Source organism: Clostridium sp. LS (genome assembly GCF_002760435.1).
Classification (GTDB): Bacteria; Bacillota; Clostridia; order Clostridiales; family Clostridiaceae; genus Clostridium.
In genome coordinates this window covers 1-13,770 of sequence record NZ_AUUU01000082.1, presented here as the reverse complement: position 1 = coordinate 13,770, position 13,770 = coordinate 1, and the positions used below count along the sequence as shown (strand labels likewise).

14 protein-coding genes and 2 riboswitches are annotated in these 13,770 nt (G+C 28.4%); of the genes, 7 read left to right on the top strand and 7 right to left on the bottom strand.

The window, feature by feature from the left end; genetic code table 11:
* The first annotated feature begins 274 nt into the window (after nt 1-274).
* The 4 genes from COL3_RS29370 (at nt 275) to COL3_RS18135 (ending at nt 3,377) form a co-directional block, all read left to right on the top strand.
* On the top strand, nt 275-637 hold the full coding sequence (locus tag COL3_RS29370; RefSeq protein ID WP_008419664.1) for a DUF5658 family protein: 363 nt from the start codon (nt 275-277) through the stop codon (nt 635-637).
* A 194-nt stretch (nt 638-831) separates the two neighbouring features.
* Entirely contained in the window at nt 832-1,350 is a 519-nt protein-coding gene (locus COL3_RS18145) for a nitroreductase family protein (protein ID WP_008419663.1), read from the top strand.
* A gap of 560 nt (nt 1,351-1,910) precedes the next feature.
* Nucleotides 1,911-3,014 carry a hypothetical protein gene (locus COL3_RS18140; protein WP_008419661.1) on the top strand — a complete coding sequence of 368 codons (1,104 nt, stop codon included), beginning with the start codon at nt 1,911-1,913 and terminating at the stop codon, nt 3,012-3,014.
* Nucleotides 3,015-3,170: 156 nt separating this feature from the next.
* On the top strand, nt 3,171-3,377 hold the full coding sequence (locus COL3_RS18135; protein WP_099716680.1) for an alpha/beta-type small acid-soluble spore protein: 207 nt from the start codon (nt 3,171-3,173) through the stop codon (nt 3,375-3,377).
* A gap of 220 nt (nt 3,378-3,597) precedes the next feature.
* Here COL3_RS18135 and COL3_RS18130 read toward each other — a convergent pair whose 3' ends face one another.
* Together COL3_RS18130 and COL3_RS18125 are read right to left on the bottom strand one after the other, a co-directional pair.
* Complete coding sequence (locus COL3_RS18130) at nt 3,598-3,834, bottom strand: hypothetical protein (RefSeq protein ID WP_008419643.1); 237 nt, start codon at nt 3,832-3,834, stop codon at nt 3,598-3,600.
* Between the two features lie 339 nt (nt 3,835-4,173).
* A complete protein-coding gene (locus COL3_RS18125; RefSeq protein WP_008419640.1) occupies nt 4,174-6,030 on the bottom strand; it encodes an APC family permease in 1,857 nt (618 codons plus the stop codon).
* Between the two features lie 359 nt (nt 6,031-6,389).
* A riboswitch (guanidine-I (ykkC/yxkD leader) is annotated at nt 6,390-6,494 on the top strand.
* Nucleotides 6,495-6,591: 97 nt separating this feature from the next.
* Here COL3_RS18125 and COL3_RS18120 point away from each other — a divergent pair.
* Nucleotides 6,592-6,987, top strand: a complete 396-nt coding sequence (locus COL3_RS18120; protein ID WP_008419638.1) for an ACT domain-containing protein — start codon at nt 6,592-6,594, stop codon at nt 6,985-6,987.
* Nucleotides 6,988-7,581: 594 nt separating this feature from the next.
* Here COL3_RS18120 and COL3_RS18115 read toward each other — a convergent pair.
* The 5 genes from COL3_RS18115 to COL3_RS18095 all read right to left on the bottom strand — a co-directional run bounded on the left by COL3_RS18115 (nt 7,582) and on the right by COL3_RS18095 (nt 12,169).
* A complete protein-coding gene (locus tag COL3_RS18115; RefSeq protein WP_008419636.1) occupies nt 7,582-7,824 on the bottom strand; it encodes a hypothetical protein in 243 nt (80 codons plus the stop codon).
* Entirely contained in the window at nt 7,821-8,708 is an 888-nt protein-coding gene (locus tag COL3_RS18110) for a 4Fe-4S binding protein (RefSeq protein ID WP_008419634.1), read from the bottom strand. The genes COL3_RS18115 and COL3_RS18110 overlap by 4 nt, the downstream gene beginning before the upstream one ends.
* A gap of 28 nt (nt 8,709-8,736) precedes the next feature.
* The gene (locus COL3_RS18105; RefSeq protein ID WP_008419632.1) at nt 8,737-9,258 is read right to left on the bottom strand and encodes a hypothetical protein; all 522 of its coding nucleotides are present in this window, start codon (nt 9,256-9,258) and stop codon (nt 8,737-8,739) included.
* A gap of 222 nt (nt 9,259-9,480) precedes the next feature.
* Nucleotides 9,481-10,653: a phosphoribosylaminoimidazolecarboxamide formyltransferase gene (locus tag COL3_RS18100; protein ID WP_035282472.1), complete on the bottom strand. Its 1,173-nt coding sequence runs from the start codon at nt 10,651-10,653 to the stop codon at nt 9,481-9,483.
* 42 nt (nt 10,654-10,695) lie between these two features.
* A riboswitch (ZMP/ZTP riboswitch) is annotated at nt 10,696-10,774 on the bottom strand.
* A gap of 345 nt (nt 10,775-11,119) precedes the next feature.
* On the bottom strand, nt 11,120-12,169 hold the full coding sequence (locus tag COL3_RS18095) for a galactose ABC transporter substrate-binding protein (RefSeq protein ID WP_008419627.1): 1,050 nt from the start codon (nt 12,167-12,169) through the stop codon (nt 11,120-11,122).
* A 132-nt stretch (nt 12,170-12,301) separates the two neighbouring features.
* Here COL3_RS18095 and COL3_RS18090 point away from each other — a divergent pair, with 132 nt between their 5' ends.
* A complete protein-coding gene (locus tag COL3_RS18090; RefSeq protein ID WP_008419625.1) occupies nt 12,302-12,481 on the top strand; it encodes an H-type small acid-soluble spore protein in 180 nt (59 codons plus the stop codon).
* Between the two features lie 133 nt (nt 12,482-12,614).
* Complete coding sequence (locus tag COL3_RS18085) at nt 12,615-13,667, top strand: galactose ABC transporter substrate-binding protein (RefSeq protein ID WP_008419623.1); 1,053 nt, start codon at nt 12,615-12,617, stop codon at nt 13,665-13,667.
* The last annotated feature ends 103 nt before the right edge of the window (nt 13,668-13,770 follow it).

Below are 13,770 nucleotides of genomic sequence, written 5' to 3'. Positions count from 1 at the left end.
AAATATTTATTCTTTCGGTAAGCTACCACATAAGTCTAGTTTACATGTTGTTTATCTATACCTTATTTTATTTCTATTATTTTGAGTGTGTAGAATATATTCTTATAAAAAATTTAATTTTAATCATCTTTTGGCTCTATTCATACTAAAATATATCATTAAAATAAATCTACTTTCACTTCTCATAAAAAGATCCCATATTGTCAGTATACTTACTCTTATTTTGTTTATTTAAATATTATCAGTCAATAATTTCTAGATAGAGGTGTTTAAAATGATATCTTTTATAAAAAACTATTCTCTTGAAAATATAAAATATAAATTTATAATACTTTATCTGCTTAATGTATTAGATATTTTTTTTACTCTTTTGCTTTTGAGTACTAATTTGTACATAGAAGCAAATATTTTAATGATAAGAGCAGTACAAAATCCTATTTGGGGTATCATATTAAAGGTTATATTTCCTGCTATTCTTTTTATATTTATATATTTAAGGATGAAAAAAGCAACAAATAATCAACTAAAACAATCAAATTTTCTTATTAACTGCGCTATTATATTGTATATTATCATAAATACATTTCATCTTATTGGGTTTGCTGTATTACCTGCATTATTTTACATATATAAGTAATTTAATTTTAATTACAGTATACTAATGGTAAGTAAGTTACGAAAAAGTGCATACTTCCATTTTCTAAAGAACTCAGTATAATAAAAATATAATAATGCTGATTCTTATAAACTTGTTTCGGTCTATAGTTCATGCAGCATTATATGCATTTTTAAATCGAAGAAGAAAATTTAATTGCGGAAGGAAATAATTTTATGGATTTTACAGAACTATCTAAGGAAAGATATTCATTAAGAAATTTTGATGATAGAAAGGTTGAAAAAGAAAAATTAGATTTAATTTTGAAAGCTGCTCAGTTATCACCCACGGCTGCAAATCGTCAACCTCAAAGAATTTTAGTAATTGAAAGTGATGAGGCACTAGCTAAATTGAAAGATTGCACTATTTATCATTTTGATGCACCTATGGCATTACTTGTATGTGCTGATAAGGACGAAGCCTGGAAGCGGACTTATGATGGAAAGGTTCATACTGATATAGATGGAAGTATTGTTGCTACCCATATGATGTTACAAGCTGCTGAACTTGGACTAGGCACAACTTGGGTAGGACATTTTAATCCAGATGCTGCGCGTAATGCATTTAATATACCAGAAAATTTTGAACCAATATGCATTTTCCCATTGGGATATCCAAGTAAAGATGCGAAACCAAATCCACGTCATACAGACAGAAAAGAACTTTCACAAGTCATATTCTATAATCACTTTTAAATCAACTTTAGTGTGTAATAGTTGATTTAAGATACATGTTTATGCTCATAAGTTGTAAACTGTTTACAACATTAATGATAATATTATCAATAAGCACCAATTGGAAGCTTAAACAACATATACCTGCTTCCAATCAGTGTTTGTTCGAACTAACTTCCATACATAATATCAATAAATCCAAACTTTTGTACAATTAAAAATCATTTTCATGAACCTATGTAAAACACTTAAGAACTTATGCTAAATATTGTTAATGGAATATGTTATAAACATATAAATTAGCCCGGAAAACACCACTATTAGCAATAAATATTTTATTGCCGTTATAATACTATTTGTAAGTTTTGACATAAATCTAACTCCTTCCATGTTGCCACCCTTAAATAATATACTATTATATCACATTTTAAAAATGCTGCATTAGTAAATCTAATTTATGTTATAATAATCATAAATTTCTGTATATAAAGTTATAAAAAGTAGAAATTGAGTTATAATGTAATATTAGGAGACAATTTATTTGATTTAAACAATATAGTCTAATTTACTAGGGGGATAAAATGACAAAACAAAGAATAATTATTACGTTTTTTATTATATGTATATTCTCTATTATCTATTATACATATAATATTAATGTTGATTCTAGGGGTTACATTAATAATATGATAAACAAATTCGAAGGAAAAACCCTAAATTCAAAATTTGAAACAAAAATTAAATCAGGAAATTTATCTACTGATTATAATATTGATCAAGTTCTCAACGATATAAATACTCTTAAACTAAATACTTTAAATGTTCCAATTGTAATAAATATTGAAAGCAGAACTTCAAGTAATATGACAATAGATAAAGGAAGTGAAGAACGCGCTATAGAACTATTTAAAAAATTACGTGGAAAAAAAATTAACATAATACTTGAGCCTTATCCTTGGATAGAAAATGGAAGCATTGGAGAAACGGCATGGAGTCCAGACAATATAGATGAGTTTTTTAGCAACTGGACTAATAATGTTCTAGGTAATTTAATAAAAGATATTGCAGTACCATATCATGTTGATGCATTTAATATTGGAACCAGCTTTGTACATATGGAAAACAATGAAGATAAAATGTGTGATATGGTGGATTATGTTAAAGCACGTTATAAAGGTTTAGTAACTTACAGAACGAATTTTTGGGTTACAGCACAAAGTTTTTCACCTGAATTTACTGATAAATATTACACTAAATTAAATAATAATGTTTTCTCAAAAGTAGATTTTATTTCAATTGCAGCTTATTTTGAACTTACTGAAAATGAAACAAATACTGTAGATAATTTAGTAAGCGCCATAGAGAATACACAAATATATAATAGAAAACAAAATGTAAAACAAGAAATAAAAAACTTTTATGATAAATGGAACAAACCAATTTTCTTTGGTGAATTAGGTTTTCCAAGAACTAATAAAGCTTCAGTTCAGCCATATAATCCTCTGATTTCTGATAATATAAATGATGAAGAACAAGCAAACTGCTTTGAAGCATATAAAAAAGAATTTAAAGACGAACCTTGGAACCTTGGTTTCTCGGTATTTGCTATAGGTGAAACCAGCGCTGACAAAAGATATTATCCTAGTGAAAAAACTGCTGATGTTATAAAGAATTGGTATGACTAATTCATATGCATATGGCTTACAATATGCCTAAGGTCAACTAATAAACCCATACAATTCTACCTTTGTTAACATTTTTATAGATTATTTTTTTGAATGGTGGTTAATATATTACTGCCAAGGAAAATAAATTTTCTAATTTAAGGGAGGTAGATGAACATGGCTTCAAGAAACAGCGGAAGTAATAGAACTTTAGTACCAGAAGCAAAGCAAGGATTAAACAGATTAAAAACTGAGGTTGCTTCAGAAATTGGATTAAACAACTATGAAAGCATCGACAAAGGAAACCTTTCTTCTAGACAAAATGGTAGCGTTGGCGGAGAAATGGTAAAAAGAATGATAGAAAGTTACGAACAAGGACTATAAAAAATAAATAAGTGCGAATGTGCTAAGTTTATCTTAGTGCATTCGCATCTTTTATTTAACTCATTCTTGTCATTAAAAATTGCCTAAGTATCCCTCTAATAATATAATGCCCCTAAACTGACTTACTTAGGGGATTTAAATCGTTAAAAAGAAATTCAGCCTATAGCCTATTTTTAAGTAAAATATCATTAAATTGCAAAATAAATTTTAATGAAGCATGTTAACTAATTTCGTTAAATAATTCCAAAACATATGTCTTATTATCTGTAGTTGTGACAATTAATTTATCGGTAAAATTTTCGATATCAGCTATAGACCCTTGTAATATAGCTAAACAGTCATCAGCTAAAATTGGCACATTATTTACCACCAATAAATCCATACAATCACATTTTTCTTTTATCCAATTATTCAAAATGAAATCGCACTCTGATAATTGTCCATAATTTAATTTCATTAAAATTCTCCCTTCATTAATATCATCGATATATTCTTCAAGCTAAATTTCCATTTCAGTTATAATATATTATTTATTTATCGTATTCTATTACTAGTTGTTTAGTATTTTATCATATTATATTTTATAAATATTGTAAATGCAAGAGCTTAATTCCAAATATTATGTAATATTCTGATTTGCTTTTATTTTAATAGTGCGTAAGAAAACATTTTAAAAACATTTTCCCATTATTTTACCTCGATAATAATAAAAAACGTGCTATACAGGCTTTAAACCAATATGCACGTCAATCAATCTTTAAATTTTATAATATCTAAAAGTTAATATACTAATTATTTATTCACGACTTTCTTCATCTATTAAATGATAAGGGAAAGTAGATACAACTATATTATTGTTCTTCAATAAAGTTTCTCGAATAAAGAAACTTGTATGATTATGTAAAACTTCTCCAAAACGTTCATGTGTAACAAATTGAGGCACAATTACCGTTATTTTTTCATCCTTAGCTGCTGATTTGGCAATAAGTTCTATATTTTTTAGAAGCGGAGTAACTACTGCTCTAAACGGAGAATATTTTGCAACAAGCAGTATATCTGTGTCCAGTTCACTCCATCTTTGTTTTAGTTTCTCCATTGCATCTGCATCTGGTGAAATATTAAGAGCTATAACATTCTCACTTATACTTTGTGCATATTGAAGTGCACCTATAGTAGCCTTATTTAAACTGGCAATTGGAACCACTACAATATGAGTATATTTCTTTCTTAAATCTACCTTTTTTAAATTTAACTGACTAATACTTAATCCACAAGCAACTTTATCATAGTGTTTTTTTATTTTTAGCTGAACTAAAATTATAATAGGAATTAAAATTGCAACAATGAATGCACCGTCACTAAATTTCTCTACTAAAATTATTATTGTTGTTATAAATGAAACTATAGCACCACATCCATTAATAATAGCACGTTTCACCCAGCCTTTTTCTTTGTCTTTTCTCCAATGATTTACCATTCCATATTGTCCTAAAGTAAAGGATGTGAAAACACCTATTGCATATAATGGAATTAATCTGTGAGTATCTGCTCCAAATATAACTACTAGGGAACAGGCAACACATGATAATGCTACAATTCCAAAAGAAAAGCTAAGTCTTTTACCTCTAATAGTAAATTGTCTAGGAGCATAACCGTCTTTTCCAACTATGTACATAAGCATTGGGAATCCTGTATACGCTGTATTACATGCCATAAGTAAGATAATGGCAGTACTAAACTGTATTATATAATACATTACTCCATTGCCAAAAATAGCTGTAGCTATTTGTGATATAACTGTAGGACCATTCTCCATTGGTACAGCTGTATAGAATATAGCAAGTACTGAAGTCCCTCCAAAAATAAAAAATATTAGGAATCCAAGTAAAACCATAACAATCTTTGCATTTTTAGTACTTGGTTCTTTAAAATTAGGCACAGAATTACTTACTGATTCTAAACCAGTTAAGGCTGAACAACCAGAAGAAAAAGCTCTTAAAATAAGGAATACCGATAAACTTCCAACTGCAGGCGGAATAGGAATCATAGGCGCTGAAGGGTGAATATTTAAAACTAGATACTTAAACAATCCATAAATTATCATAAAAATCATACTTATTATAAAAATATAAGTTGGTATAGCAAAAATCTTTGAGGATTCACTTATACCTCTTAAATTCAAAATAGTCAGAACAATTATTATTATTAAAACAAAGGTAACTTTATAGTTGGCTAAACTGCTAAATGCTGAAATAATAGCATCTGCGCCAGCGCTGGCACTAACGGCAACTGTAAGCAAATAGTCAATTATTAGTCCCGCACCAGCAACTAAACCTGCTTTGCTACTTATATTTTCTCTTGCTACCTTATATGCTCCTCCTCCCTGAGGATAAGCTCTAATAATTTGAATATAAGAAATTGTCAATATTACTAATAGTCCTATAATCATAAAAGAAGTCCAAGTTAGCCATTGATAAGCTGCTACACCTAGAACTATTAAAACAAAAAGGATTTCTTGAGCAGCATAGGCTACGGATGATATTGCATCACTGGCCATAATTGCAAGTCCGAAAGGAATATTATACTTTTCATGACTGCCTTGCTCATTAGCTAAAGGTTCTCCTAATAAAACATCTAAAAACTTTGTAAGCATTTATTTTCCCCCTATATTATCATACGAAAATTATTGTATAGCAATGATACCTATAAAAGCAATATTGTAATAATTATATATTTTAAAGAAAAATGTAGAATTTTCGCTTTGAATACGAATACATCTTATATTATCACAAAATACTTAATATTTATACCTTTTCATATATTATTTTCACATAATTTCATTAATATCCTTATATAGACATTATCATTTTATTGTTATTAAAATAATAACTATATGTTAAATTTAATATTATGATTTTTCACATAAAAATCCATATTAATGTTGATTTATAATTACCTTTATGCTAATATTTAAGCACAAGTTTTAAGTAAATTATTGCATAAAGAATTAAATATACAGTTTTCTAGGGTTCCACAGAATTTGCTAATTTCTGGTTCGGTCCAAGAGAAAACGCACACTATATTGTGTGTACACGGAAGGATAAAAGCCTGGGAGTTATTATTTTAATATTCCCATAGGCTTTTTTATTTATTTCAATAAAATAAAAGACACTGGTTACTTAATATTTACTTGGTGAAAGGATGAATATAAATTATGTCAACAAAAATTTTATCATTGAGATTATTAAAAGAAAAATATGGAGTCTGCAGATTAGATAAAACAGCATCTATTCCAGAATGGTCAAAAGAAAGTGATTTCTTATCTATTACAAAAACATGGGATGAATTATCAATAGTTTGCCTAGAATCAAATATTCCTAATGATGTGAAGCATGAAAAAGACTGGAGAATTTTAAAAGTTGAAGGACCTTTAGATTTTTCTCTGATAGGCATACTTTCTAAGATCAGCTCAATATTAGCAGAAAATGAAATAAGTATATTCGCTATTTCTACTTATGATACCGACTATATACTTGTTAAAGACAAGGATGTAGATAATGCAGTAAACGCATTAATTAATGAAAAATATGAAGTTTTAATACAATCCTAAATTACCATTTATTTTAACTTATTATTTCAATTTTGAAATATAAAATACATTTAGTTTTATGTGAAAAACTATGAAATATTGCTATAACTTTCTTTGTATTAATCACTTTATTTGGGATATCATAATAGCATAAAGAAATTAACAGTTAAAGTATAATATATTCTTAAGAGAATATATATTTCATCAAGGCTTTAATATAAGTCAAAAGATTTATTTTAAGGTGATGACATCCTATAAAGTTGAGGAAAATTCTTTATATAATGAATTAACATTTTGTATAAAGTATCTCTTACTCCATTTATAGGGTGAAGCGAAAATTATATTGGGTGGTGTAACAATCATATGCAACCTTGGCTACATATGATTAAGTAAGTATCTTGTATAATTAAACAAAATATCACTATAGGTAGTGTGCTGTTTAATTATAGTGTAAAGATTATAATTAAATGTAAAGTATCGATATTGATGTTAGTTGGACTGTTAATTTCTTTATTTAATGACTATAGATGGGTTTATTTAAGTTTAGACTCATCTATAGTTTTTTAATTTTAATTCATGACAATATCTGCTACTAAAATTAATAATATACCCAAGCTAATTCTTTCTATCTTTTTTTCTAAATAAATTATTCAGCCAGTTGCACTTTTCCTTTATTTTTTTTAAAACTAAGGTTAAAATCCCTATTAAAGCAATAGTCGTAACTGAACCTATGCAAGAAAATCCGCAATTTCCACAAGATCCTGAACATCTCTCTGGTTTAATAATTTGGGCAGCTGAAGGAATAATACTTATTGCAGCAGCACTTGCTCCAATTAATATAGATTTTAATTTTTTCATGCATTATTTCCTCCTAAGTCAAATCCATGTGACCTTTCACTTTTATTCTCATTCCATCCAGATTCGCCTTTCCCAAAAGTTATAGCTCCCTTTGGACATGTATGTTCACATTGATGACATGTTATACAATTATGAATATTATAAATTAGGGTGTCTTCTTCTCTTTGCAATGCTCCCATTGGACAATCCTTTATACATAGATTACAAGATACGCAATTTTCTTTTGAATACTTTAACTTATAAGTGAATTGTAACTTTCCTCCAAAAAAATGAAGAATACTTTGAACTGCACCTATAGGACAAAAGTAACTACAATAGCCTCTTCCACCTTTCGCAAAAGCCCCTAAAACTATGAGCCAAATGAATCCTGTTATGATGCTAGTTGAACTTAATACAGTTAAATCCCATAAATTTATTCCTAAAACTAGCTTTTCCATTAATGAATAATTACAATAAGCACATAATACTGATGCACCTAAAATAGGAGATAGCACAAATCCTACTAAAACACCGTAGCGAATAGGTGTTGGATTTATATTTTTCTGCCAATTAATTTGTATTCTCTTAGGTGTAATTCTACTTAAATATTCACTAACTGCACCTGCAACGCATAACCGTCCACAAAAAAATGGTCCAATTAAAAATGCTGATATAATTAAAAATAATATTATTACACCTGTTGTAGTTAATAAATTAATACCTTTTCCTGAAAGCAAGCCTTGTATTCCCATTCTAAAACATGCTCCATGTATATCTTCATTACCAGAAAGGTGAAAAACACCAATTAGAATTTTTTGAATTAATGCAAAAGGTGCATAAAATAGTGCGAACCCTAATAAGTATCCTAAAGCTCTCTTTATTAAATATTTCTTTGATTCTTTCATCCAACTATATCCCCCAATTTTTTATTTTTTATTTAGAATTAATTATTTCAATTGGAACGCTGTTAATTAATTCTCCAGTATTTATTTCAGAAAAAACAATCTCTCCACTAGAAACTGATTTATCTCCAATATTCTTTCTAGGAATATTAAAAGTAATATTAAGATTTACTCCTTTTCCTGTTTGGATTGGTTTTGTAAATGTTCCACTTTCCTTATCAAAAGATTTGTCTGTTGAATCTATATCAACATCACACGCAAAATTCTGAGCTTTTACTTGGACTAAAATCGTTTTGTTAGTATCGTTTATTATTCCTACTCCATGACCAGTTGATACAGTAATTTTGCCTGGTTGTACTATTCTCTTTGGTATTCCTTCATTTGCAACATCATAAATAATGGTATTAACTTTCTTATCATTTAATTTCAAGTTAAAAGCTGCAGTTTCTTTTGATAATGAATTTTTATAATATCCTAGGCCAATTATTGTTAATGATGTAGTTATAAATAACATAAAAGAAACGATTATTTTTTTTATATTTTTATTCTTCAAATTTAATTCCTCCTAAAAATAGAAAAGGCTAAGTGCCTACTTATAGTAAAATAGGTACTTAGCCTCTAGTTTTCCAGTCAACTAAAAATTTTTTAATAAAGATATCTTAATATTATAATTTATATAATATTATCCATTTATCTAATTGTCAATATGATTTCAAAAAAAAATACAAGTTTTCATATAGGATTATTGTACTATATTGTTTTGACTTAATAATTTTTAGTGATGGAATAAACGTATTCCGGTAAAAACCATAACAATACCGTATTTATCACAAGTTTCAATTACATTGTCATCTCTTATGGATCCACCAGTTTGAGCTACGTAAGATACTCCACTTTTTACTGCACGTTCTATATTATCTCCAAATGGAAAAAATGCATCTGATCCTAGAGATACATCTTTCAAATTATCGAGCCAAATTTTCTTTTCTTCCTTTGTAAATACACTTGGTTTTTCAGTAAATATATTTCCCCATACCTCATCACATAATATATCCATATAATCATCTAAAATATAAATATCTATTGCATTGTCTCTATCTGCTCTTTTGATGTTTTTCTTGAAAGGAAGATTCATGACCTTAGGATTTTGTCTTAAAAACCATGTATCAGCTTTACTTCCTGCTAATCTGGTGCAATGAATTCTAGATTGCTGTCCCGCACCAATACCAATCACTTGCCCATTTTTTACATAACACACTGAATTAGATTGTGTATATTTTAGAGTAATCAAAGATATAATTAAGTCTATCTTAGCATTGCTTGGAATTGTTTTGTTTTTTGTTGATATATTTTTAAATATACTATCATCTATTTTAATATCATTTCGCTTTTGTTCAAAAGTAACTCCCAAAACATCTTTTCTTTCTATTTCTTTTGGAACATAATTTTCATTAATTTGTATTACCAAATAATTACCTTTACGCTTATTTTTCAAAATTTTTAGCGCTTCTTTAGAATATGCTGGAGCTATTATCCCATCTGAGACTTCAATTGATAATAATTTTGCTGTCTGCTCATCGCACTCATCTGAGAGAGCTACAAAATCTCCATAAGAGGACATTCTATCTGCACCTCTTGCTCTTATATATGCTGTAGCAACATCTGATAATTTATCATCTTCTACGAAATATACCTTCTTTAATGCTTCAGTTAATGGAAAAGCAACTGCTGCTCCTGCTGGACTGACATGTTTAAAAGATGCTGCTGAAGCGAGTCCTGTAGCTTCTTTTAATTCTTTAACAAGCTGCCAACTATTAAATGCATCTAGTAAATTAATATAGCCTGGAGTTCCATTAAGTATTTTTATAGGCAGTTCTCCCTCTCCAATAAAAATTCTAGCTGGTTTTTGATTTTGGTTACACCCATACTTTAATGATAATTCTTTCATTTTTGTTACACTCCTTTTTACAACAAAAAAGCCCACAACCTGGACTTTTGCCCAGACGGTCGGCTTATTATTGTTATACTTCATGTGGTTTACTCCACTTCCGTCAGTCATATAACTAATTAATAATTACCATTAATAAACATACTTGTCAAGTCATATATCCAGCAGTACATAAACCTTTTTTAATTTTAATCTTTCAGCTGGATCATGCTCTTCTCCCAGGAAGCAAAAATCTAGCTATATCATTTCCATTGATATCAATATAATAATTTCTTATTAATCCTGAAGTAACAAAATATATTTCGCTTTTCTTTATTTTAAATATTCTTTTACTTTTTGTAATTAACAAATGATAACTAAAAATAAGTTTTAACATAAAAAAACAAATTAAAAATCTGCATATTTTAGTTTATATGATCTTGATTTCAACAAGATCTCAAAGCTTCCTTAGAAATACTAATACCATTTATTCTGATGTCTTGCTATATATTTTATAAGGCAAACGTAAAACTCCGTTTTCATCCAGAGTATAATTTGTACCATCCAGAGGTGCTTTACCAGCAATTAAATTCATTCCAATAGAGTATATACTATCAGCCTCCGCCCTAGCATCTTGAATTACTGTACCAGTCATAATTCCCTTATCTGCTAAATCTTTAGCTTCAGGTATTGCATCGACCCCGGCAACTAAAATATTTTTATCTTTATTTCCTTCATTGTATCCGTACTTTTGAAGAGCTTCAATAGCGCCTATTGCCATCGCGTCATTATTAGCTATTATTGCTTCTATTTTATTACCATATTTCAAGAATAACGATTCTATACTTGTCTTTGCACATGACTTCTCCCAGTCACAAACTTGTGAAGCAAGCTCTTGAGTTTTTACGCCTGCATCGTTAATTTCTAAAATTGAATATTTTGTTCTATTAATTGTCCCTGGGTGATTAATATTACCTTGAAGCATTATATATTGAAGCACATCATCATTATTTTTATCTACAATCTGCTTATTTGCATTCCATGCATCAACTATTATTTTTCCTTGAAGCATTCCAGCTTGCTTATTATCTGATCCTATAATTACATTGCGTTTATAAGGCTTAATATAATTTATTACATCTTTAGAAGGCGTTCCATCTAAAATTAAGGGAATATCTTTTTCAACAATTTTATCAAGTACATTTTTTATAATCTCTATTTTAGCATCGACTAAATTTACTACAAAAAGATCAAAATCTTCATCAAGAGCTTGATCTATACTTTGGTTTTGAATTACTTGATTTCCTTTGCCGTCAAAAAAAGTAAATTCAATTTTACCTTGATTTTCTTTTTGAATATCTTCTAAATTTCTCTTGAGTTCTGAAGCGTATTGGTCATCTGCCCTGAATAAAAATACAGCCACCTTCATTGGATGTTGTAAAATATTATTTGCATTAGTTAAAACACTACTTGTTAGTATGCTAAATGTTATTGTTGATACTATAATAAATATAAATATTTTCTTTAATTTTCTCACTTCTAAACCTCCACAATCTTGATAATTATAGGGTGTCTTTTACATATAATTTTATTCTGTCTAAAGTGAATATTTTATTAAACTATAACTAAGACTATTAATTGAAAAAAATGATAAAAGGAGAAATATATTATGGATAAACAACGTGCAAATGAAATTGCTTCTTCACCAATTATGGCTAATGTAACTTATAATGGAACACCAATCTACATTGAAAGTGTAAATGAAAATGCAGAAACCGCACAAATACATTTTCTAAACCAGCCTAAAAATTCAAAAGAGGTATCTCTAAACAGCCTGAAAGAAGATTAATTTTCTACCTGCACTTTTTATAAGTGCAGGTAGTTTTTTGAGTATAAAACTTATATTTAAACGAATAATAAAAAAAGGATATTTTAATCTTGTATAAAAATATTGCAATCAAAGTTCATATTAGGAGTATGAAATGAAAAAATTAATTAAAGCATCAGCAATTATTTTGTTATTTGTTATATCAACTTCAATTATGTCACAAAGTTATAATAAAAATTTGAGTAGTACTGTTTCTGCAAATAGTAATGGACCTATTAATGTCAGTGTGCTGATAAGTAACTTTAACTTATCAGTTGTATCATTAATAATGGAAGAATTAAAAAAGACTGAACAAGCAAATCCAGGTGTAATTCAATATACATTTTATGATGGAAAAGGCAATCAGGATATACAAAATACTCAGCTTAAGACTACTCTTACAAATACGAATGTCGATCTTATAATATTGGATATGGTAGATGCAAGTTACAGCAAAAATGCAATCAATAGAATTAAAGAATCTAATATTCCAGTAATTTTTTTAGGAAATGCTGATATTCAAAGCGTTATGTCTTATACAAAATCTTACTGGATGGGACCTCCACCAACTGATGGCGGTATCTTACAAGGAAGCATTATTGTAGATGCATGGAATAATAATAAAAAAGGAATAGATAAAAATAATGATAACATTCTTCAATATATTATGATAGAAGGTACACCAACAAATATTTATGCAGTAGCGAGAACTAAATTATCTATTGAAACTGCAAACGAAAATAATATAGCAACCCAAGAACTTGCTTTAAAAATTTGTAATTGGAAACAAAATGAAGCTAAAGACGCTATTGCTAGCTTATTTCTAAAGTATGGCAATAAAATAGAGGCAATTATATCAAATGATGATACGATGGCTATAGGTGCAATTAAAGGCTTACAAGAATATGGTTATAATCTTGAAAACACCCCTCAAAAAATAATGGTTATAGGATTTGATGGAACCGTGCAAGCGAAAGAACTTATTGAGAAAGGCATTATGACAGGAACTGTCCTTCAAAATTTAAACAAGTTTGCCAACAATATTCAAACTATTATTTTAAATTTGTTCAATAATAAAAATCTTATTGAAGGGACTGACTGTAAAATTGATAGTACTGGAAAAATAATTACTGCTCCTTACGATGGAGTTCTGGTTAACTTAAATTAGAGCAAGTTATTAGGCACAATCAAATAAATAACCAGTCCATTTGCCAACCTATTTTCCATCATCAAAGGAGGTTAAATTGCATGCGCAATTTAACTAAGTTCGA

Coding starts and splice junctions, on each gene's coding strand:
- COL3_RS18120 (WP_008419638.1), top strand. CDS start 6,592: ATGTCAACAAAAATTTTATCATTGAGATTATTAAAAGAAAAATATGGA.
- COL3_RS18085 (WP_008419623.1), top strand. CDS start 12,615: ATGAAAAAATTAATTAAAGCATCAGCAATTATTTTGTTATTTGTTATA.
- COL3_RS18145 (WP_008419663.1), top strand. CDS start 832: ATGGATTTTACAGAACTATCTAAGGAAAGATATTCATTAAGAAATTTT.
- COL3_RS18100 (WP_035282472.1), bottom strand. CDS start 10,653: ATGAAAGAATTATCATTAAAGTATGGGTGTAACCAAAATCAAAAACCA.
- COL3_RS18140 (WP_008419661.1), top strand. CDS start 1,911: ATGACAAAACAAAGAATAATTATTACGTTTTTTATTATATGTATATTC.
- COL3_RS29370 (WP_008419664.1), top strand. CDS start 275: ATGATATCTTTTATAAAAAACTATTCTCTTGAAAATATAAAATATAAA.
- COL3_RS18115 (WP_008419636.1), bottom strand. CDS start 7,824: ATGAAAAAATTAAAATCTATATTAATTGGAGCAAGTGCTGCTGCAATA.
- COL3_RS18135 (WP_099716680.1), top strand. CDS start 3,171: ATGGCTTCAAGAAACAGCGGAAGTAATAGAACTTTAGTACCAGAAGCA.
- COL3_RS18130 (WP_008419643.1), bottom strand. CDS start 3,834: ATGAAATTAAATTATGGACAATTATCAGAGTGCGATTTCATTTTGAAT.
- COL3_RS18110 (WP_008419634.1), bottom strand. CDS start 8,708: ATGAAAGAATCAAAGAAATATTTAATAAAGAGAGCTTTAGGATACTTA.
- COL3_RS18090 (WP_008419625.1), top strand. CDS start 12,302: ATGGATAAACAACGTGCAAATGAAATTGCTTCTTCACCAATTATGGCT.
- COL3_RS18125 (WP_008419640.1), bottom strand. CDS start 6,030: ATGCTTACAAAGTTTTTAGATGTTTTATTAGGAGAACCTTTAGCTAAT.